The following is a 20,692-nucleotide window of genomic DNA, read 5'->3' on the forward strand; positions in this document are numbered from 1 at the left end:
CACGGCGATGGTACTGCACTCGATAGGGTGTGGGAGAGTAGCTCGCCGCCGCATCATCTGATCGGACCCCGGTCGAGCCGTGTGGCTCCCGGGGTCCTTCCATATCCGGGCGCGGCGTCCCGGCGGACCCACGGACGGGACGCACGCCGGGAACGACGGCTCCAAAACCCGCGGTGATTCTTTTCGTTTAGGCTGCTTCCTGATCTTTGGCGCAGTGCCTCTATCTTTCCTACAAGCATCGGTTCTACAAGCATCGGGCAGATTGCCATGGCCGATGACCACGCCGCCAGCAGAGATTCACATCTTCATGATGTTCAGATTGTGAAGACGTTTAGATTGTGAAGTGCTGCTGACTCCCGATACCCCGCGTCCCGATTCATCCAGATTCTTAGATCTCGAGGTTCGCATTATCTATGACGTTCTTCTGACGTCCCGTTGTCCCGTTGGTTTTTATGTGTCGAACAGATGAGGTCATGTCAGGAAGACGCTGTTGAACGCCGGGTAGCCCCATTGGATGGCTGTCCAAAGGTGATATTCGGCAAGTGTCAGGAGCAGGGAGAGGGAAGCGTTCTTGCTTAAGCGTCGCGTGGTCTTCGTCGCTGTGGTTGACGACGATGTTGCGGTTGCGGTTGCGGTTGCGGCGAGCGTCTTCGTTATGGATCGCGCGCAGTCCATCTCCACAACAGCGGCTGTGGGCGTGAGGAGGCCGGTCGCCTGATCCTGTGTGGAGTCTGGGTTGGAAATAAGGGAAGTGACGTCATATACCTGCTGCCGTAGATCTGTCGATCCGGTGGCCGCGGACATCAGGCGTGCCGCTGTGGCTCGTCGTGTGTCGCTGGATGAGAGTGAGGCGTGCTCTCCGCCCCGTGCGGCAAGAACCTCAAGAGCAAATCCGGCTTTGTCCTCGGCGAGAGCCATTGATGCCAGGGATTTGGCGTCGAAACGAAGTTTCGACAATGAGTCGACATCCACGGAGGGAGTTATGTCCGTGGTCCACCCCCATTGCTGGGCCGTCTGCACGATCATCCTCTCGCGTACGGAATTGATCAGGGACTGTGGAATCCGGGCGGGGCATTGCCGCGCCACTGTGATCCAGGACGTCACGGCGGCTTGCGCCAGAAGAGCCTTCTCCAAGAGAAGCCTGGATGACTGCGACATCGATGTTGTTCTGGCGGCCGACGAAACAAGTCCATCGCAGCGTGATGCGACCGATGTAGATGATGGTGCCATGCTGATGCGTGGGGCTGAACATGCCGCCATAGTCATCGACATGGCAAGCGATACCGCAAGAAACGCCGAACCGCGACGCCATCCGTCAAGAAGTCTCCGTGTGTCCGGTGTCTGCATGGCCACCTACAATAGACCTGATTGTGACTTTTGGGCGACACGCGTCCGTTGATAACTTCACAGGAGGGCTTGCGGCATGGAATTGGATTTGAAGGGAATTCATCAGGTTGCGGCCGATCAGGGCATCGATGCCCAGGCCGTTGATGATGCCCTTGCCGAAGCTCTGATGTTGGCGTATGCCAAATCTGGACATACCGCAAAGCATATTCGCGTCGATCTTGACGAGAGAGCGGGTATGGTCACCATCTGGGCTAGGGATGAGAAACCCGGCGATGCGACGGAGGAGAATCCGCATCCGGTTCCGGTGCTTGGCGAGGAATATGATGACACCCCCCACGACTTTGGCCGTCTGGCCGCTTCAACCGCACGGCAGGTTATTTCCCAGCTTTTCCGTCAGGCTGAGGACGAGCGTATTTTTGGTGCGTTCTCAGGGCAAAAAGGCAATCTGGTCATGGGTGTCGTCCAGCAGGACGTGAAGGATCCGACGAACGTGCACGTCGCGGTCGGAGACGTTGAGGCGATTCTGCCGCGTCGGGAGCAGGTCCCCGGTGAGCGCTATCGCCATGGCGAGCGAATTCGCGTTTATGTGGTGAATGTCGCCAGGGGCCTTCGGGGACCGGAGATCATCGTGTCTCGTTCCCATCCGGAGCTTGTACGCCGTCTGTTCGAGAGGGAGGTTCCCGAGCTTGTTTCGGGGGCCGTGTCGATTATGGCGATCGCACGTGAGGCCGGGGCGAGGACCAAAGTTGCGGTTCGGGCAAACACGACGGGAGTCAATCCCAAAGGCGCCTTGATTGGCCCAGGCGGCGCTCGAGTGAGGGCCGTCATGGAGAATCTCGGCTCTGAGAAGATCGATATCGTCGATTGGTCCACCGATCCCGCGTCCTTCATATCCGCGGCATTGTCGCCGGCGCAGACGACGTCGGTGCATATCGTCAGCGAGAAGAACAAAACCGCTGTCGCATTCATCCATGACAGTCAGTTGTCTCTTGCCATCGGCAAGGAAGGACAGAACGCACGGCTTGCCGCGAAACTCACAGGATGGCGGATTGGTATCGAATCGGAGGAGGCAAGAGCGGCGAAGGCCGCGCAGGCCACACTCGATCCGGATTCGTCGGAGGATGAATCGGCGGACAAAACGGACTGACTCTGTTCAATCCAGTATCACGAGTATGCTGTGTCAAGGCAACCGATCACGCGCGTCCGAATAGTCGCGCGGTTGGACGGAACGAGGTAAAGCAATCATGGTCGCACGATGAGACAGGATAGGCTCGCCGTCATCATACAGTGACCGCGCGGATTCAGTACGCGTGGCCACGGAATAAGGAGAACACTGAGTGGCAAAACAGCGCGTATATGAACTGGCCAAAGATCTTGGCGTGGACAGCAAGACGGTCCTTGAGAAGCTTAAGGACATGGGCGAGTTCGTCAAATCCGCGTCCTCCACGGTGGAGGCGCCTGTGGTGCGCAGGCTCAAGGAATCTTTCACGCAATCGTCGGGGGCATCCGAAAAGAAGCCATCGTCGCAGACGAATAGACCACGGCCGACAGCAGGCAGACCCACGCCGTCACCGACAGCGGCCCATCAGAACACCCATCAGAACGACGGCGCCGGTGATTCACCGCGTCCCGCCACCCACCACACGGCATCATCCATGTCCGCTCCGGTTCCCGGTCCAGCGCATCCCCATGGACGGGCAACGTCATCCCATGGATCCGCAGGAAATTCATCGGACAGACGGCAGGGCCAACGTGATCGTGCCGCGCGTCCCAATGGTGGTGCGCAGCATCCGCGTTCGCAGGGGCCTCGCGATGGAGGCCGAGCGAATATCTCGACCCCGCATTCGCCGCGTCCCAATGGAGGAGCGGACCAGAAGCCGACTCAGCATCCGCATGCCGCGCCAGGGCCTCGCCCCGGCAATAATCCTTTCAGTCGAAAGCAGGGGATGCATACCCCGACTCCGAGTGATATTCCAAGGCCGCATCCCATGGCCAGACCCACGGTGGACAACGGACATGGACGCCCGGGTCGTAATGGCGCATCAAGGGGCGGTTTCCGTGGTCGTCCAGGGCAAGGGTCGACAGGTGCGCGTCCCAGTCAGTGGGGGCAGCATCGTCCTGGCCAAGGTGGTCAGAGCGCCGGTGCGGGGCATTCCGCAGGTGGACGTTTCGGAGGCAGTGGCTTCCAAGGCAATAGTGGTGGCTCGACCCCAACAGGAGGTCCTTCACGTGGCCGTGGACGTGGCGGTGCCGCAGGCGCTTTCGGTCGGCAGGGAGGGAAATCCTCTAAGTCGAGAAAGAACCGTCTTCAGAAAAGGCATGAGTTCCAGGAGATCAAGGCCCCGGTTATCGGCGGAGTCAGGGTTCCCTCAGGCAATGGGCAGACCATACGCCTGAGACAGGGATCCACATTGTCCGATTTGGCGGAGAAGATCAACGTCAATCCCGCGGCCCTTGTCACCGTCCTCTTCCACTTGGGAGAGATGGCCACCGCGACCCAGTCGCTGGATGAGGCAACCTTCCAGATCCTTGGACAGGAGATCGGCTGGAACATCCAGACCGTGTCCGCCGAGGAGGAGGACAAGGAGCTGCTGCAGCAGTTCGACATCGACCTTGATGATGAGCGTGAACACAACGACGACGAGCTTCGTCCACGTCCTCCGGTCGTCACCGTCATGGGCCATGTCGACCATGGAAAAACGCGTCTTTTGGACACGATTCGCCAGACGAACGTTGTCTCGCGTGAGGCCGGCGGCATCACGCAGCGCATTGGCGCCTATCAGGTGACGGTCAATCTGGAGGGCGACAAGCGAAAGATCACTTTCCTCGACACTCCTGGACATGAGGCGTTCACGGCCATGAGGGCGCGTGGAGCCGAGCTCACCGACGTGGCCATTTTGGTGGTCGCGGCCGACGATGGCGTTATGCCCCAGACGGTTGAGGCGATTAACCACGCTCAGGCGGCGCATGTGCCCATCGTCGTCGCGGTGAACAAGATCGATGTTCCCGGAGCCAATCCCGAGAAGGTCAGAGGACAGCTCACCGAATTCGGTCTGGTTCCCGAAGAGTACGGCGGCGACACCATGTTCGTCGACATCTCCGCGAAGCTGGGCACCAACGTGAACAAGTTGCTGGAGGCTGTTCTTCTCACCGCGGATGCCGATCTGGATCTCCGCGCGAATCCCTCCATGGACGCCCGCGGAGCGACGATCGAGGCGCGTCTGGATAAGGGGCGCGGCGCGGTTGCCACGGTTCTGGTCCAGTCGGGCACCCTATACGTCGGAGACGCGATCGTGGCGGGAACATCCTATGGACGTGTCCGTGCGATGCTTGATGAGAACGGTCGTCAGATGAAGGAGGCCGCTCCATCCACTCCGGTCCAGGTTCTTGGTCTGACCTCGGTACCCACCGCGGGAGACCTCTTCCTTGTGGCCCCGGATGACCGCACCGCGCGTCAGATCGCCGAGAAGCGTCAGGCGACCGAGCGTGCAGCCCAGCTGGCAAAGCGCCGCAAGGTTGTGTCTTTGGAAAGCCTGAAGGAGCAGTTCGCCAAGTCCGAGGTCGACATGCTCAACATCGTCATCAAGGGCGATTCCTCGGGATCCGTGGAGGCGTTGGAGGACTCGTTGATGAAGATCGACGTGTCCGACGAGGTCGGAATCCAGGTCATCCATCGCGGTGTCGGTGCCATCACCCAGAACGATGTCAACCTTGCGACCGTGGACAAGGCCGTCATCATCGGCTTCAATGTCCGCCCCAACCGTCAGGTCGCCGATCTGGCCGACAGGGAGGGCGTCGAGATCAAGTACTACTCGATCATCTACAAGGCGATTGAGGACATCGAGGCCTCGCTCAAAGGCATGCTCAAGCCGGAATACGAGGAGGTCACCACCTCGCACAGCGAGATCCGGGAGATTTTCCGGTCCTCCAAGTTCGGGAACATCGCCGGAGTCATGGTTCAGGATGGCGAGGTCAGGCGTGGAACCAAGTGCCGCATCCTGCGCAACGGTGTGGCAACGGTCAACGATCTCGAGATCTCCTCGCTTCGTCGTTTCAAGGATGATGTGCAGTCCGTCAAGGAGGGCTTCGAGGCCGGGATCAATCTGGGAAGCTTCAACGACATCCAGATAGGGGATGTCATCGAAACCTTCGAGATGCAGCAGATCGAACGCAAGCAGTAGCGCCCGCGAGTCCATCGTCGTGCGTCATGTCCCCGGACGGCGGCTGTTGCCGTCGCCCGGGGACTCTATCTGAGGAGGTCCATCAACATGGCCGGAAGCAATCCCCGTGCCGCCAGAGTCGCGGCTCTCATCAAGCGCGTCATCGCGGAATCCGTCGAGTTTCATCTTCATGACGAGCGTCTTGCGAATGTGACGATCACGGATGTGCGCGTGACCAATGATCTGCAGATAGCGAAGGTGTATTGGACCCAGCTGGGAACCGACGGCAAGGAGCGTGGCGAACGTGACCGCGCCCAGAAGGCGTTGCGGCAGGCCGCTGGACGGCTCCGCTCCCATGTCGGAGCCAAGGCGGGACTTCGTCTGACTCCACAGTTAAGGTTCATCTACGACAAGGTGCCGCAAGAGGCGCACGAGATCGAGGACATTCTGTCGGTTGCAAGACATAGGGACGCCGAGCTGGAGAAGACCAGATCGACGGCCTCCTACGCGGGAGAGTCCAATCCATATCGACATGACGATGAGCCCGATAATGATCAGGACGGCTTCGGCCAGGACGGTGTGGACGACGATGACGACGATTCCGACACGGACGATTTCGACGAATGAACGGAGCGGAAGGTGGATCGGCGGGACTCGAATCGGGCATCGTGCTGGTTGACAAGCCGCGAGGAGTCACCAGTCATGATGTCGTTTCCGCCCTTCGCTCGGTGATGGGAACACGTCAAGTGGGACATGGAGGAACGCTCGACCCACTGGCTACGGGGTTGCTGATTGTGGGCTTCGGCAAGGCGACACGTCTGCTCAGCTACGTCATCGGATCCGCGAAGACCTATGAGGCCACCATCCGTCTTGGTGTGGCGACCACGACGGATGACCTCGAGGGCGAGCGTATGGATCTTGGCCCAGCGCGGCGTGATGTGGAAACCATCACACGTGACGAGTTGATCGGTCTGGTGTCCCGAAGCTATGTCGGCGAGATTCAGCAGGTTCCCAGCAGGTATTCCGCCGTGCGGATCGATGGACGTCATGCGTATGAACTGGCAAGAAAGGGCACCGATTTCACCATCGAACCGCGGACGGTCACCATTCATCGCTTCGACGTGGGAGGATGCCGAAGGTCGACCGCGTGTTTTGAGGAGGGCGCGAGCGCGGTGGACGTTCTGGATGTGGACGTTCGGATCACGTGCTCCAGCGGCACCTACATACGCTCGATCGCGCGCGATATGGGCCAGGATCTGGCAGTGGGGGGACATTTGACGGCGCTGCGACGCGTGAGCGTCGGCGAGTTCGATGTCGCCGACGCTCACACGGAGAGGGCGCGTGCCGTGGAACGTACGATCACTCGCAGGGATGGCTCGCGCAGAACGGTTTTGTCGGCTCGCTTCGACGATCCTGAGACCGTGCGCGGCCATGCCATAAGCATGAGCGATGCCGCGCGCAAGGTTCTTCCGGTCGTGTCGATAAGTTCCGATGATGCTGAGCGGTTGCGGTACGGCAAGCGCATCGACATCGCCGTGAGGGGATCGACTGCCGCCATTCATACAGGTGGTTCCGGATCCGATACGGTGGATGACCTTGTGGCAATCATCGAACCGTCCGGGGCGCGGGAGTCACGCCCGACCGTGGTTTTCCCGGATCGTGGCTGATGGCCTGAGCGGGATTCGAAGGAATGGGAGGATTATGATCGTCACCAGACTGGAGCCGGACTCCAAAGGCGATGTCGAATGGCCGGTGATCAGCCGCGATAGGCGCTCGGTGCTCACCGTCGGTGTTTTCGACGGAATGCATAGTGGCCATCGGGCGGTTGTCAAGCGCTTGGTGGAGAAGGCGCATGAGTTGTCATGCCTGTCGATTGTCGTGATGTTCGATCCTCGTCCGGGGTTTGTCCATTCATATGCGAAGGCGCATGATGGACGGGATCCGGAAGTCGGATACGTGGATGGGGATCTGGTCACCTCATTGGATCAACGCTTGGCGGTCCTCCGTGACTACGGCGTCGATCATGTCCTTGTGGTGAGATACACCGTGGCGTTCTCGTCCAAGTCCTACGTGTTCTTTTTGGGACAGATGGTCGGGCGTCTGGGAATGCGACGGCTTGTGTTGGGTTCGGACGCGGTTATGGGATCGAACCGTGCTGGAACGGTCGCGTCGATAGCCGATCTCGCCGCATCCACGGGGGTGTTCGAACTGGATGTCGTGGATGATCGTGGTCCCGGGTATGTCCGGATCCCACGCGATGTGGTGGAGCCGCGTTGGACATCCTCGGGAGAGCCCCGGGATCCCACTGCGGGTATGACCAGGGCGGAGCTCAGAGCATGGAGCAAAATCCACCAGGCTCGGAGGGTCCGGGTATGGAGCTCGACGAACGTGCGGTACCTTCTTTCACAGGGAAGGGTCCGCGAGGCCAACGACATCCTTGGTTCCGCGCATGGCGTGGAATCCACCATCGTCCATGGTGAGCGGCGTGGACGCACTCTGGGATTCCCCACCGCGAATCTTTCCGATGATGTTGATGGCTATATTCCGGCCGATGGCGTGTATGCCGGCTGGATAATCGATTATGGACCGGCCGGTGACGCGAATGGAGCGGAGGGGGACGACATCTCGCAAGGCTCCGGAACACGCATGGGCGAACGCCGGTGGCCCGCTGCCATATCGATCGGAACGAAGCCGACATACAGCGAGAAGACTGGGATCCATTCGCGTGCTCTTGAGGTGTACGCGATCACGGATGAGTGGGTGGACCTCTACGACCACCGCGTGAGGGTCGAGTTTCTCGAGTATCTCCGACCCCAGATCCGTTTCGACTCCTCGGATGATCTGATAGCGGAGATGCGACGGAACGTTGTGCAGACACTTGAGGTCACGCGGGCCGATCACGATGCGTCGGCGAAGGATTCCGCGAAGGGGCAGGCTGTCTGATCTACCGTAGTTCGAGCGCGTCCAAGGCGTCGCCGAGTGTGGACACCTCGACAAGGCGTATGCTCGTCGACGAGTCGGTTCCGCCTGCGGAGGAGCCTCCACGGCCACGGGGCACGATGGCGGTGGAGAATCCCAGTCTGGAGGCTTCGGAGATGCGGTGGGACAGCCGCGGGACCGGCCTGACCTGACCGGTCAGCGAGATTTCTCCGATGGCGCACGTGGTTCGTCGCAGAGGCTTGCCTGATGCCGCGCTCGCGAGAGCGGCGATAATCGCGAGATCGCATGAGGGCTCCTTCGCGACACCCCCTGCGATTGTGGACACATAGAGATCGCGATCCAACAGATTGACGCGGCCATGCCGGTACAGAACCGCGGTGAGCATGGCTATCCGATTGGGATCAACCCCGTTCGTGGCGCGCCGCGGCGTGGGAAGCACGGATGACGTCACCAGCGCCTGAATCTCGATGGGCAGGCTTCGGTGCCCATCAATGGTGAAGGTCACGCACGCGCCGTCGGTGGGAACGTCTGAAGGGGAGAGGAAAAGCCCCGCGGGATCGGTCACTTCGGCGATTCCCTCTCCCGCCATGTCGAAGCATCCAACCTCATCGGTGGGGCCGAAACGGTTCTTGACCGCGCGAAGAAGTCGAAGTGCCGTCTGCGACTCGCCTTCGAACTGGCAGACGACGTCCACCAGATGCTCCAAGGTGCGTGGCCCCGCGACGGATCCATCCTTTGTGACATGCCCGACGAGGAGAAGAGGACAGTCCAGCGTCTTCGCTGCCTCGACAAGGGCGCCAGTGACGGCCCGCACCTGGGATGATCCGCCTGGGACACCGTCGATGTCCGACGAGGAAACCGTCTGCACCGAATCGATGATGGCAAGCATGGGGCGCGTGGTCCTGAGAACGGTCAACGCCGTCGAGACGTCCGTCGTCGAGGAGAGCAACAGATTGGGGGTCTCCGCGCCCACACGCGATGCCCTCATGCGAATCTGGGCCAATGATTCCTCGCCCGACACATAGAGAACCGCGGAGTCGGGATTTCTGGCCGCTATGGTGGCGGCGGTCTCCAGAAGAAGCGTGGATTTCCCTATACCCGGTTCACCTGCCACAAGGACTACCGATCCGGGAACGATTCCTCCGCCGAGAACGCGGTCGAACTCATGGAAACCTGTGGGTATGCGCAGCGACTGCCGCAGGTCGACATCGGTGATGGGGGTTGGGGCGACAATGTCCCGCGCCGTGCCCGGCCGTGAGGAATCACGGCGTGACGCGCCGGGGATGGGAGGCGCCTCCCGGAATTCCTCCACGGTTCCCCATTGGCCGCATTCGGGGCACCGTCCGTACCATTTCGGACCGCTCCACCCGCATTCTGAGCACAGGAACTGCGTCGTTTTGGCCATACCGATAAACGGTAGACGATTTTGGCGACAAAGCTTTTTCCTTGTCGCGTATGCGTATGGATGTTTGCACACGGCAGGTCAGGTGATTGTGCAAGAATGAGGTCCATGTCGAGTACTCGAGCATCCTCTTCCCATGCCAAATTGACCGTCGCGGTGGCCATCGCCGCCTTGGTGGTTGTCGTTGCCGTGCTATCCGCGTTCGTGTGGCCCGGGTGGGCTCTGGGCGGATCAGGGTCGAGTGCGTCATCCTCGACCGCTTCGGCGTCATCCTCGTCCGGGAAAAGCACATCGACGGAGGCGTCGACGCCCACCATCTCCGCGTCGGCCCTTCCCGCGGACTCCACAAGCCTTCTCAAGGCCATGCCGGACAGCGTGCTGAACTATGCGCGGACCGAAGCCTCGCCCAGTGCGACATGGACGTCGGCGTCGCCTTTGGAGGAATACACGTTGACGTATTCCACGGGCAAGGACTCCCTTAACGTCACGATGATCGTCGCCCAGTGGTCCACGTCCGACTCCGCGAAGTCGCAGTACACCTCGCTGACATCCGCGCAGACGGGCAAGACCATCGCGGAAGGATCGATTAAGGTTTCCGGATCATCGACGGGAAGCTATGTGGTCAAACAGGATTCGTCGGATTCGAAGCAGGCCATAGCCATCTGGCAGAACGACACCGCCGTGTTCCAGGTCACGGGTTTGAGGGCGTCCGTCCTGAGGTTCTATCAGAAGTTCCCGATGTAGGTTCCGGACAAGACGTTCCGTCTATCGTGGGGAACGCCATTCACACTAGTCCCCGTGCGCGTGTATTATTGGGCAAGTTGCAGTCTTTCGAATAGGAATGGAGGCTTCCGATGGGTTCGGTCATCAAGAAGCGTCGCAAGCGTATGAGCAAGAAGAAGCATCGCAAATTGCTGCGTAAGACCCGTCACCAGCGCAAGTAGTAGTGACGGTCGGTCCTCAAGGGATGCTCGTGCGTAAAGCGATGACGCGGAACCGGAGGATGATGAAGTAAGGCGCGGTTGTTTGTCAATCGTCGTGGATAAGAGGTGCGTTGCTGTGTCGGCATTGGTCCGGCATGGTGGCGCGCCTCTTGTGTATGCCGCCTTACGCATTACCGCTGTTTGCTTACGCCACCGCTGTTTGCATGCGTCCGTATGACATTGGCGGTGTACGCATTCCCGGAGTCCCGGACCCGAGTCCGGCAGTCCCATGGATGGCGTGTTGTGTGCGTTTGCGAAAGACGTATCCCCGTCGCTGGCCGATGCCTTATGACGGGGATGTGGCGGTGCGGATGCCACCGCGGATTGTTCCGGGGCTCCTATCTTCTTCCGCCTCGCCTATTTCTTTTGGCTGTTTTTGAAGGGGTTCACCAATGTCCGGGGTCCTTGTGGATCTCCTACTATGACCGTGTCCACCATGTTCAGGAACAGCCCATGCTCGACCACGCCAACGGTGGTGATAAGGTCCTCAGCGAGTTCCTGGGGCTTGTCGATTCGGCCAAGATGAAGATCGACGACGAAGTTGTTCTCGTCGGTCCGAACTTCGACCCCGTTCGCGTCCTTGCGGAGCGTCGGCTTGTATCCGCGTGTCTCGAAACGCCGGATGACGTGTCCGGCGCCGAAGGGAATCACCTCGACGGGAAGCGGGAACCGCCCGATCGTGTCGACGACTTTGGACTGGTCGACAATCCAGACCACGCGATTCGAATTGGTGGCGACGATCTTCTCCCAGAGCAGCGCCGCGCCACCTCCTTTGATTCCGTTGAAGTTGGCGTCGACCTCATCTGCGCCGTCGATCGTCACGTCGATGTGGTCGACATCGTCGATGTCGACAATGCGAATGCCGTACAATTCGGCCTGCTCTTGGGTGCGGCGTGATGTGGTGACTCCGGTGAACGACAGCCCCTCCTCCTTCACCCTTCTCCCGAGCTCATCGACCAGGAAGCGAACGGTAGACCCCGTTCCCAATCCCGCCACCATGCCGTCGGTGACCAATGATGCCGCTTCGATTCCTGCGGCCTTCTTCAAAGCGTCCTGCTGTGCCTTGTCCATCGTTCTCCTTAGTAGGTTTGATGTTCCGAAAGCGTAGGCGTTCCCGCGATACGTGCGATTACATCGAACGGAATCATTCTATGGTAGGGGGAGGGCAGATCATGGCGTGGTGACGGAGATGACGAAGGGCTCGTTCTCCACGATCATCGTGCCGTCTCCCTGCACAAGCCCGTCGATTCGCACGATTCCATGGATGCGCCGAGGTCTGCCGTCGAAGCTGGGACTGCTCTGCGGCGGAGGAGAGAAACGCAGCCTTCCGGACACCGTTAATCTCGCCGATTGCTCCGCGGCCGACGGCATGTCATGCGATGCGTCGACATCGGACATATCTGCTGGATCGTCCACGTCAGTCGTGTCGTTGTTGCTGTCGGTGTCGGTGGTATCGGCGATACCGGTCATGCCGGCATCCCGCGCATCGTTTTCGGTTGCGGGAGGATTCGGTGATGGCCGATCCTCGGGGTCCGACGCGGTGTCGTCTACTCGACCCAGATGATAGTCATGTGTGGTAATCGATCCATCGAGCAGCATGCGGGCATCAGAGGGAATCGACAGTCCCTTCGCATAGTCCGAGGACATCAACGCCTGCCAGCCCTCCTTGGGGAGATAACCATCCCGTGAGCCGTCGCGGCAATCCGAGGCGAAGGTGCGCGCCAGATCATCGACCATCTCGTTGCCTGCGTTTCCGGCATGCCCTTTAACCCAGGTGAATCTGACCGTCCCCGGACGTCGTGAAATCTCGGCGTCGATGGCCTTGATGAGGGCGTCGTTTTTGACGGGCTTCCCCTGCTTGTTGCGCCATCCGTTGCGCTTCCATCCTTTGACCCATGTGGTCGAGCAGTTGATCGCGTACTGTGAGTCCGTTTCGATGATCAGGGGTTCGTTGCCAGGGTGGGCCCGCAACGCCTCCAGCACGGCGCAGAGCTCCCCTATCTGGTTGGTGCCGTTCGTGGCGCCGCCGGCATCATGGTTGGAGGGATGGTTATGGCCGGAATCGTTTTCTGAACGCTGATGGTCGGCCCACGCCCATCCCATGGGACCATGCGGATTGGCCAATGCCGATCCATCGGTTGATACGGTGATGGTCACTGATGTCTCCAATTTCTAGAGGTGACGTGATGCGCGGCTCGAAGATACCACTGCGCCGTTCGTCTGCTGGATTGACGCGCGCATCGTGGTATCGCCGATCGTGATGCCGCAATCATTGCGCGAGCGATAACGGAACGCCGGCATCTTCCGTGGAAACAATGCCGGCGTTGGATTCGACAAGGGCGACAGCCCCGTGGTGACCGCTCAGGTTCCGATCAGTCGGACAGCGCCTTGTCGACAACCTGCGTGGCCTCGTCAAGAACCTTGTCCAGAGCATCGGGGGAGACGAAGGACTCGGCGTAGACCTTGTAGATGTTCTCGGTTCCGGAAGGCCTGGCGGCGAACCAGTTGTTCCGTGTCGTCACCTTGAGGCCGCCGATCTTTGCGCCGTTTCCGGGTGCCTCGGTGAGCTTCGCGGTGATGTCCTCGCCGGCGAGCTGCGTGGCACTGACGTCGTCGCCGGTGAGCTGCGCGAATTTCTGCTTCTGCTCAAGCGTGGTCGGCGTGTCGATCCGGCGGTACCAGCTCTCTCCGAAGCGCGAGACCTGATCCTGGTGGAGCTGGGCCGGATTCTTGCCTGTCCGAGCGGTGATCTCGGCGGCGAGAAGATCGGGGATCAGGCCATCTTTGTCCGTCGTCCACACATGGCCGTCCTTGCGCAGGAAGCTCATTCCGGAGCTTTCCTCTCCGCCGAACGCGACCTCACCGGAGAACAGAGGGTCGACGAACCATTTGAATCCCACGGGAACCTCCACAAGACGCGCGCCGATGGATGCCGCCACGCGGTCGATGAGGCTCGACGAGACGAGGGTCTTTCCGATGCCCGCTTTGGCCGGCCACTGTGGACGGTTGCCCCCGAAAAGGTATTCCACGCAGACGGCGATGTAGTGGTTGGGGTTCATGACTCCCCAGTTGGGGCACACGATGCCGTGGCGGTCGGCGTCCGGATCGGTTCCCCCCACAAGGTCGTACTTATCCCAGGCCCCCGAGTTCAGGGAGTCCACAAGACCTTTCATGGCGTATGGAGAGCTTGGATCCATACGGATCTTGCCATCATGGTCGATGGTCATGAAGCTCCATGTGGGGTCGACCTGAGGTCGGACCACGTCGATGGACAGGCCGTATTTTTCATTCATCAACGGCCAATAGTTGACCGACGCTCCGCCCAGGGGGTCGATGCCGAGACGCACTCCGGAGGATCTGATGATATCGAAGTCGATGACGTTGGACAGATCGTCGACATAATGCTCACGGTAGTCGAAACGCTCCACCAGCTCGGATGCGATGGCCTTCTCGTATGGGATGCGTTTGATCGATGTGAATGAGCCGAGGAGCTCGTTCGCCCGGGCCGCTATCGCGTTGGTGGCCTCGGCGGGGGCCGGGCCGCCGGTCGGCGGATCGTATTTGAATCCGCCGTCCGTGGGCGGGTTGTGAGACGGCGTCACCACAATGCCATCGGCCAGATCAGCGCCTGAGAAGCGCTGGGATCCATCGGCGGCGCGGTTGTGGGTCAGAATTGCCTGCGACACGACAGGGGTGGGGACGAAGTCGTCGCGGGAGTCGATTCGCACTCGAACGCCATTTGCCACGAGCACCTCGATGGCGGTTTTGGTCGCCGGCTCTGACAGAGCGTGGGTGTCTCGCCCAAGATAAAGAGGACCCGTCACACCTTGGGATGACCGATATTCGGCGATTGCCTGGGTGATGGCCACGATGTGGGCCTCGTTGAACGAGGTTTTCAGCGACGATCCGCGGTGTCCCGAGGTGCCGAATATGACACGCTGCTCCGGGATGGTGGGGTCGGGAACCAGGTCGTAGTACTTGCCTATGACCTCGTCCACGTTGATCAGATCAGCAGGGGTGGCGGGAAGTCCCGCGTTATTTGCAACCATGCCTTTATTGTGCCACGGGACCGCGATAGGAATGTGACGATATGTGTATTTGTATTCGCATCATGGGCGAATCGCATGAATGAAAGAGGAGGTTTTGTGTATCCGGACCGTAATGGCTACAATCAGGGTGGATTCATTATTTGCAGGGTTGCAAGTTCGTTAAGGACGCAAAACCTGAGGCATTGCCGTGCCTCAGGTTTTTTTATTGCCCGCGCGACGAGGGAGCCGAGTGAATCCGGCATGATTCTAGGAGAAAGGGTAGTGAGATGTCCGAATCAACGCCATCGGAGATTATCTCCGCGGTCGGCGGACCGCAGAACATCAAAAGCCTCACGCACTGCGCCACGCGTCTGAGGTTCGAGTTGACCGACTCGCAGAAGGTCGATCAGCATCGTCTTGAGACGATGGATGGGGTGTTAGGGGCCGTACCCCAGTCAGGCAACAGATATCAGGTCGTCATAGGCGGCGCTGTCGCATCCATGTACGACGAGATCATGGCATTGCCCCAGATGAAGAAAATGGGAACGGCGCCCTCGGCGGCGTCAGGCGACGATGGCCGTTCCAATGCCGACGTCAAGGCCGCGGTTCGCGCCAAGGGTCGTGGCCATGTGGGCTGGCTCGACTCCTTCTTCGAGTATCTGTCCGATTCCTTCCGTCCCATTCTGGGTGTCCTGCTGGGTGCCTCGCTGATCATCGCACTTGTGAACCTGCTGATCTCTGTGAATGTCATCACCGGAGACGAGGCGAACACCAGCCTGATGTTCATCAAGGCGATATGGAAGGGCGTGTTCTACTTCCTTCCGATCATGATCGCCTACAACGCATCCAAGAAGCTCCGGGTTGACCCGTGGGTCGGCGCCACCATCATGGGCGCCCTCATGACTCCGCAATTCACCAGTCTGTCCGATGTCAAGGAGTGGAAGGGCGTGACCAGCTGCGTCACCAACGCGATACTGGGAACCAGCTCGTGCTCCACAAAGGTGTTCGGGCTGCCCATGCAGCTCAACGACTACAGCGGTAACGTATTCGTTCCGTTGCTGATGGTGGCGGTTCTCGCACTTGTCTATCACGGTCTGGAGAAGATCATTCCCGACAGCGTGCAACTGGTGTTCGTTCCGTTCCTTTCGATGATCATCGTCACAGTGCTCACCGCGTTCCTCATTGGGCCCATCGGAGTATGGGCAGGTAATGGCATCGGCGTTGGACTGGCATGGATGAACACGCACGCGCCGTTCATCTTCGCGATTCTCATCCCCATGCTCTACCCGTTCCTTGTACCGCTTGGACTCCATTGGCCATTGAACGCGCTGATGCTGATGAACATTCAGACATTGGGATACGACTTCATCCAGGGCCCCATGGGCGTTTGGAACTTCGCCTGCTTCGGGGCCACAGCCGGCGTGCTGGCGATCTCCATCAAGGAGCATGACGAGAAGATGCGCCAGATTTCCGTGGGCGCGCTCGCGGCGGGACTATTGGGCGGCGTGTCCGAGCCCAGCCTTTACGGCATCCATCTGCGGTACAAGCTGGTGTACAAGCGTATGCTCATCGGCTGCTTCGTCGGCGGCGTGGTCATCGCGGTCATGGGCTGGCTGTTCCCCTCGGTTATAGCGTCCGGAGCCACCGTCAAAGGAGTGACGACTACGGCGTTCGCATTCACGTCCCTGCTCACCATCCCCGTCTTCAACCAGATGTGGGTGTACGCCATTTCCATTGCGGTCGCGTTCTTCGTGTCGATGGCGTTGATCGTCGCGCTGGATTACCGCACGCCCGAGCAGAAGGCCGAGGCTCTGGCCGCCATCGCCGCTTCTGAGGGAGGATCGTCCGAGCCTGCTGCCGCTGCCGCCGGTTCGTCAACCGCCGCTCCAGCTGCGGCCTCAACGGACGCGGAGCCTACTACCGAGGTGAAGGCACCCATCGCCGGTCACGTCATTTCCTTGGACGACGCGGGGGATGCGGTGTTCGCATCCCGCGCTTTGGGGGAGGGCGTGGGGATACGGCCCATCGGATCCGATGTCGTCGCCCCGGTGTCGGGAGTCCTTCAGACCGTCGCCGAGACGGGCCACGCGTTCGGAATCAAAACCGACGACGGCGTGGAAGTTCTTGTGCACATCGGCATCGACACCGTCAAGATGAACGGCGAGGGATTCACGGTCGCGGTGTCGAACGGCCAGCGCGTACGGGTGGGAGACAAGTTGGCCACCGTCGACTTTGCTAAGGTTGAGAAAGCGGGGTACAGCACGACTACGCTGATGACAGTGCTCAACACAGCCGCGCTTGGTGGAGTCGTCCCCCGAACGGGGATTGACGTCAAGGCAGGGGATCCTGTTCTCGACGTGACGCGCTAGCCGACGTGGCCAAGGTCGGGGGAGAGGACATCGTGGAGATTCTTCGCGTGTTCAACAACAACGTTGTTCTGGCAATGGACGATGGACGCGAGGTGATCCTCACGGGCCGTGGTCTTGGGTATCATGCCAAGCCGGGGCAGACGGTGGACAGCACCAAGATCGTCCGCACATTCCTCCCCTCCGACGGCCGCGATCCCGACCATATCGCCGAGCATATAGCGGATATACCACCGGAGCTTATCCGTCTGGTGACCACGTCCATGACGAGGGTCGGTCTGTCTCGGCAATCCCGGGAGAGCCCCACCCTCGTGGTGGCGCTGGCAGACCACGTCGCCGGAGTACTCAAGCGCGTCAGCGTCGGAGGCGTGCCGATTGAATATCCGCTTGAGGCGGAGGTCAGGGCGCTGTACCCGGAGGAGTACGACAAAGCCCGGGAGCTCGTGGACGATCTGAACCTTTCCCTGAAGGACACGCTGCCGACGACCGAGACCGTCGCCTTCGCGCTGCATCTGGTTAACGCCGGATTCTCGACCGGCGATCTTTCGTACACCTATACGATGACAGGCGTCATACAGCAGATGCTCAGCGTCATCGAGCAGACCTACGATGTCGTCCTCGACCAGCGGAGCGTGAACGTCGCCAGATTCATCACGCATCTTCGATACCTTTTCGTGCGCATCCACCAGGGAAGACAGCTGGAGAAGGGGCCGGAGAAGATCATCGACTCCATACGCGAGTCCTATCCGGATCAGATGAGGTGCGCGGTCCGTGTCTCCAGGGTCGTCGAGCTGAGACTGGGGTCCAGCCTCACCGAGGATGAGATCGGCTATCTCGCGTTGCACATAGCAAGAGTCGTCGCGGACGCATCTGAGGCGTCTTAAGTCGAGCTTGAGACGAAACCCGACCGTCAATCGTCGACGGGATCGTCGTCATGCGGCCGTGTTTTCCGGGACCCTCACCATAAGCGACTGGCGTTCGACGGAAATCCCAATATGTCCGCTTTCGCCTATCATGTCTCCGTCGGCCTGCACTAACGCGGGTTTTTCAAGGACGATCTCCGCGCTGATTCCCTGGACCTGCTCGATGCTGGAGTTGGTCGAGAGCGGGCTCTGCTCGGCCTTGCCCGTGATCGTCTGATGGACGACATCCCCGAACAGGCTGGCCCAGCCAAGAAGTCCGCCGGATGTGTCGATGATCTCGAAGTCCAGAAGCCCATCGTCGAATGAGGCCTCAGGCATGAGCGAGAACATCGGGATCTCCCCGCAATTGCCGGCCAGCAATGTGCGGAATGTCAGATCATGGGTGGTGTGCGTCTCCCCGTTCTCGCCCACTATGGTGACGCGGCCATGATATTTGGGGGCAAAAAGGTTTTTGACTCCGCCAATAAAGTAGGCAAGCCAACTGATGTTCTTCTTGAGCTCGGGGTCGGTGTCGTCGATCATTAAAGCGTCGAATCCCATCCCCGCCACAATGAGGAATGCGTGCGCATGATCGTCGTCGCCATCGAGAAGAGTTATGCGTCCCACATCGATTTTGCGCGATCCATGGGATGTGGCGACCGTCAGAGCCGCGTCGACGTTATCGAGAGGTATGCCGAGATTCCGTGCCAAGAGATTGCCGGTTCCCGTTGGCACGATTCCCATCGCGTGTCCCGTTCCGGACATGGCGCTGGCCACCGTCCGCACTGTTCCGTCCCCGCCCACGGCGATGACCACGTCGGCTCCTTGAGCCAATGCCTCGCGGGCGCACACCCCTCCGTCCTTGTCCAATTCCGTTTCGATGATCATGAACTGTCCCAGATGATGCTCGTCGCAGTATCTCTCGATGTGCTCCCGGTTCTGCTTCGCCTCGGGTTTGGATGGATTGATGACGAAGGCGTACCGAACGCTGTCTCCACGTCGGCGCAGCAGTGAAAGAATCCTCCTGCGCTTCTGCCACAACCGAATGCCGACCACCGTCCCGATTGCCGCGATGGTGGCGAGCACCAGGACGAGAATGACGATTGGAGTCTGAGACATACGTCAATTGTGCCTGCAGGGCCGGCGTGGGATGCGGAGTACGGCATGACATTGACGAATTCTGCACGAAGCCCGGTCGGAGTATTCCAGGAGACAGCCGTGTCGAAAGTGTCGCCTTTCGGCATTAGGCTAAAACCATGCTTGATATTCAGTTCATACGCGATCATGCCGATATCGTCAGGGAATCACAGAGGAAGCGGGGGGAGTCCGTCGAGTTGGTCGACGAAGTGCTCCGTTCGGACGAGACGCGTCGATCGTCGCTGAAGAGCTTCGAGTCCGCGCGTTCACAGCAGAAGGAGATTGGGCGGCAGGTTGCCGCTGCCGCTCCAGAGCAGAAGGCGGCCCTGATCGCCCAGACCAAGGAGCTGTCGGCGCGTGTGGCCGAGTACAAGGCCTCCGCGGATGCGGCGGCGGAAGCATATACGACCGCCATGTGGAAACTGTCAAACGTCGTCGAACCCGAGGCTCCTGAGGGTGGCGAGGACGACTACGTCGTGGTGAAGAAGGTCGGGGATATCAGGGATTTCGCATCGGAGGGCTTCGAGCCGAAGGACCATCTCGCCTTGGGCGAGGGAGTGGCCGGAATCGACATGCGACGCGGAGTGAAGGTGTCGGGATCCCGCTTCTATTTCCTGCGCGGCGCAGTGGCCCGCCTGCAGATCGCGATGCTGACCATGGCTGTTGACCAGGCCGAGGAGAACGGTTTCACGCTCGCCATCACTCCGACGCTGGTTCGTCCCGAGGTCATGGCGGGAACCGGATTCCTCAATTCGCATGCCGACGAGATCTACCGTCTCCGCGAGCCCGACGAGCAGTATCTTGTCGGCACTTCCGAGGTGGCGCTCGCGGGAATGCACGAGAACGAGATTCTCGATCTGGGTAACGGTCCATTGAAGTACTGCGGATGGTCGAGCTGTTACAGGCGCGAGGCCGGGGCTGCGGGCAAGGACACGGCGGGAATCATCCGCGTCCATCAGTTCGACAAGGTGGAGATGTTCGTCTACTGCCGTCAGGAGGAGTCCAGGGACATGCACCAGCAGCTTCTGGGCATGGAGCAGAAGATGCTGGCCAAAGTGGAAGTGCCCTACCGCATCATCGACACGGCCGCGGGAGATCTGGGATCCTCGGCCGCGCGGAAATTCGACTGCGAGGCGTGGGTCCCCACCCAAGGGCGGTACCGTGAGCTCACGTCGACATCCAACTGCACGGAATATCAGGCACGACGCCTGAACATCCGCGAACGCACCGAGGACGGGTCGACGCGGGCGGTGTCCACCCTCAACGGGACCTTGGCCACGACGCGTTGGCTGGTGGCGATTCTGGAGAACCACCAGCAGAAGGATGGTTCGATCGAGGTACCACAGGCGATGAGGCCATATATGGGCGGTCGCGAGGTCATCGAGCCCACGGCGTGGGAGGCCTGACGACCATCCCCGCGGAATCTG

At 60.2% G+C, this 20,692-nt stretch carries 16 protein-coding genes; 10 read left to right on the forward strand and 6 right to left on the reverse strand.

The annotated features are described in order from the left end of the window. Positions 1-471: 471 nt before the first annotated feature. Complete coding sequence (locus tag Q1X90_RS06000) at positions 472-1,158, reverse strand: hypothetical protein (RefSeq protein ID WP_300768039.1); 687 nt, start codon at positions 1,156-1,158, stop codon at positions 472-474. A gap of 265 nt (positions 1,159-1,423) precedes the next feature. On the opposite strand from Q1X90_RS06000, the gene nusA reads away from it, so the two are divergent. The 5 genes from nusA to Q1X90_RS06025 all read left to right on the forward strand — a co-directional run bounded on the left by nusA (position 1,424) and on the right by Q1X90_RS06025 (position 8,450). Further along, a complete protein-coding gene (gene nusA, locus Q1X90_RS06005) occupies positions 1,424-2,494 on the forward strand; it encodes a transcription termination factor NusA (RefSeq protein WP_300768042.1) in 1,071 nt (356 codons plus the stop codon). A 190-nt stretch (positions 2,495-2,684) separates the two neighbouring features. Next, the gene (infB, locus tag Q1X90_RS06010) at positions 2,685-5,528 is read left to right on the forward strand and encodes a translation initiation factor IF-2 (protein WP_300768044.1); all 2,844 of its coding nucleotides are present in this window, start codon (positions 2,685-2,687) and stop codon (positions 5,526-5,528) included. A gap of 87 nt (positions 5,529-5,615) precedes the next feature. Beyond that, positions 5,616-6,134: a 30S ribosome-binding factor RbfA gene (rbfA, locus tag Q1X90_RS06015; RefSeq protein WP_300768046.1), complete on the forward strand. Its 519-nt coding sequence runs from the start codon at positions 5,616-5,618 to the stop codon at positions 6,132-6,134. Beyond that, positions 6,131-7,174, forward strand: coding sequence for a tRNA pseudouridine(55) synthase TruB (gene truB / locus Q1X90_RS06020; RefSeq protein ID WP_300768048.1), 1,044 nt, complete (start codon positions 6,131-6,133; stop codon positions 7,172-7,174). The genes rbfA and truB overlap by 4 nt, the downstream gene beginning before the upstream one ends. Before the next feature lie 34 nt (positions 7,175-7,208). Beyond that, positions 7,209-8,450, forward strand: coding sequence for a riboflavin kinase (locus Q1X90_RS06025; protein ID WP_300768050.1), 1,242 nt, complete (start codon positions 7,209-7,211; stop codon positions 8,448-8,450). 1 nt (position 8,451) lies between these two features. On the opposite strand, the gene radA is transcribed toward Q1X90_RS06025, so the two are convergent. After that, a complete protein-coding gene (radA, locus tag Q1X90_RS06030; RefSeq protein WP_300768054.1) occupies positions 8,452-9,852 on the reverse strand; it encodes a DNA repair protein RadA in 1,401 nt (466 codons plus the stop codon). Positions 9,853-9,948: 96 nt separating this feature from the next. On the opposite strand from radA, the gene Q1X90_RS06035 reads away from it, so the two are divergent. Further along, entirely contained in the window at positions 9,949-10,593 is a 645-nt protein-coding gene (locus Q1X90_RS06035; RefSeq protein WP_300768056.1) for a hypothetical protein, read from the forward strand. A 110-nt stretch (positions 10,594-10,703) separates the two neighbouring features. Continuing rightward, positions 10,704-10,793 carry an AURKAIP1/COX24 domain-containing protein gene (locus Q1X90_RS06040; RefSeq protein ID WP_004268639.1) on the forward strand — a complete coding sequence of 30 codons (90 nt, stop codon included), beginning with the start codon at positions 10,704-10,706 and terminating at the stop codon, positions 10,791-10,793. A gap of 396 nt (positions 10,794-11,189) precedes the next feature. On the opposite strand, the gene rpiA is transcribed toward Q1X90_RS06040, so the two are convergent. The 3 genes from rpiA to pgm all read right to left on the reverse strand — a co-directional run bounded on the left by rpiA (position 11,190) and on the right by pgm (position 14,881). Next, complete coding sequence (gene rpiA / locus Q1X90_RS06045; RefSeq protein ID WP_300768058.1) at positions 11,190-11,903, reverse strand: ribose-5-phosphate isomerase RpiA; 714 nt, start codon at positions 11,901-11,903, stop codon at positions 11,190-11,192. A gap of 99 nt (positions 11,904-12,002) precedes the next feature. Further along, the gene (locus tag Q1X90_RS06050) at positions 12,003-12,989 is read right to left on the reverse strand and encodes a ribonuclease H (RefSeq protein WP_300768060.1); all 987 of its coding nucleotides are present in this window, start codon (positions 12,987-12,989) and stop codon (positions 12,003-12,005) included. Positions 12,990-13,204: 215 nt separating this feature from the next. After that, positions 13,205-14,881, reverse strand: a complete 1,677-nt coding sequence (pgm, locus tag Q1X90_RS06055; RefSeq protein ID WP_300768061.1) for a phosphoglucomutase (alpha-D-glucose-1,6-bisphosphate-dependent) — start codon at positions 14,879-14,881, stop codon at positions 13,205-13,207. Positions 14,882-15,147: 266 nt separating this feature from the next. On the opposite strand from pgm, the gene Q1X90_RS06060 reads away from it, so the two are divergent. Both Q1X90_RS06060 and Q1X90_RS06065 read left to right on the forward strand, forming a co-directional pair. Further along, positions 15,148-17,229 (forward strand): glucose PTS transporter subunit IIA, encoded by a 2,082-nt coding sequence (locus Q1X90_RS06060; protein WP_300768063.1) that lies wholly within the window; start codon positions 15,148-15,150, stop codon positions 17,227-17,229. 32 nt (positions 17,230-17,261) lie between these two features. After that, positions 17,262-18,110, forward strand: a complete 849-nt coding sequence (locus Q1X90_RS06065) for a PRD domain-containing protein (RefSeq protein ID WP_300768065.1) — start codon at positions 17,262-17,264, stop codon at positions 18,108-18,110. 48 nt (positions 18,111-18,158) lie between these two features. Here the strand turns inward: Q1X90_RS06065 and Q1X90_RS06070 are convergent, their stop codons facing one another. Next, entirely contained in the window at positions 18,159-19,247 is a 1,089-nt protein-coding gene (locus tag Q1X90_RS06070) for a diacylglycerol kinase family protein (RefSeq protein ID WP_300768068.1), read from the reverse strand. A 137-nt stretch (positions 19,248-19,384) separates the two neighbouring features. Here Q1X90_RS06070 and serS point away from each other — a divergent pair, with 137 nt between their 5' ends. After that, complete coding sequence (serS, locus tag Q1X90_RS06075; RefSeq protein ID WP_300768071.1) at positions 19,385-20,671, forward strand: serine--tRNA ligase; 1,287 nt, start codon at positions 19,385-19,387, stop codon at positions 20,669-20,671. Positions 20,672-20,692: the final 21 nt, after the last annotated feature.

Origin of the sequence: uncultured Bifidobacterium sp., assembly GCF_949292005.1 — a bacterium.
Classification (GTDB): domain Bacteria; phylum Actinomycetota; class Actinomycetes; order Actinomycetales; family Bifidobacteriaceae; genus Bifidobacterium.

What these genes read in the sequence shown, in the direction of transcription:
- Q1X90_RS06060 (WP_300768063.1), top strand. Translation starts at nt 15,148, where the DNA reads ATGTCCGAATCAACGCCATCGGAGATTATCTCCGCGGTCGGCGGACCG.
- Q1X90_RS06000 (WP_300768039.1), bottom strand. Translation starts at nt 1,158, where the DNA reads ATGTCGCAGTCATCCAGGCTTCTCTTGGAGAAGGCTCTTCTGGCGCAA.
- pgm (WP_300768061.1), bottom strand. Translation starts at nt 14,881, where the DNA reads ATGGTTGCAAATAACGCGGGACTTCCCGCCACCCCTGCTGATCTGATC.
- serS (WP_300768071.1), top strand. Translation starts at nt 19,385, where the DNA reads ATGCTTGATATTCAGTTCATACGCGATCATGCCGATATCGTCAGGGAA.
- rpiA (WP_300768058.1), bottom strand. Translation starts at nt 11,903, where the DNA reads ATGGACAAGGCACAGCAGGACGCTTTGAAGAAGGCCGCAGGAATCGAA.
- Q1X90_RS06040 (WP_004268639.1), top strand. Translation starts at nt 10,704, where the DNA reads ATGGGTTCGGTCATCAAGAAGCGTCGCAAGCGTATGAGCAAGAAGAAG.
- radA (WP_300768054.1), bottom strand. Translation starts at nt 9,852, where the DNA reads ATGGCCAAAACGACGCAGTTCCTGTGCTCAGAATGCGGGTGGAGCGGT.
- Q1X90_RS06070 (WP_300768068.1), bottom strand. Translation starts at nt 19,247, where the DNA reads ATGTCTCAGACTCCAATCGTCATTCTCGTCCTGGTGCTCGCCACCATC.
- rbfA (WP_300768046.1), top strand. Translation starts at nt 5,616, where the DNA reads ATGGCCGGAAGCAATCCCCGTGCCGCCAGAGTCGCGGCTCTCATCAAG.
- nusA (WP_300768042.1), top strand. Translation starts at nt 1,424, where the DNA reads ATGGAATTGGATTTGAAGGGAATTCATCAGGTTGCGGCCGATCAGGGC.
- truB (WP_300768048.1), top strand. Translation starts at nt 6,131, where the DNA reads ATGAACGGAGCGGAAGGTGGATCGGCGGGACTCGAATCGGGCATCGTG.
- Q1X90_RS06035 (WP_300768056.1), top strand. Translation starts at nt 9,949, where the DNA reads ATGAGGTCCATGTCGAGTACTCGAGCATCCTCTTCCCATGCCAAATTG.
- Q1X90_RS06025 (WP_300768050.1), top strand. Translation starts at nt 7,209, where the DNA reads ATGATCGTCACCAGACTGGAGCCGGACTCCAAAGGCGATGTCGAATGG.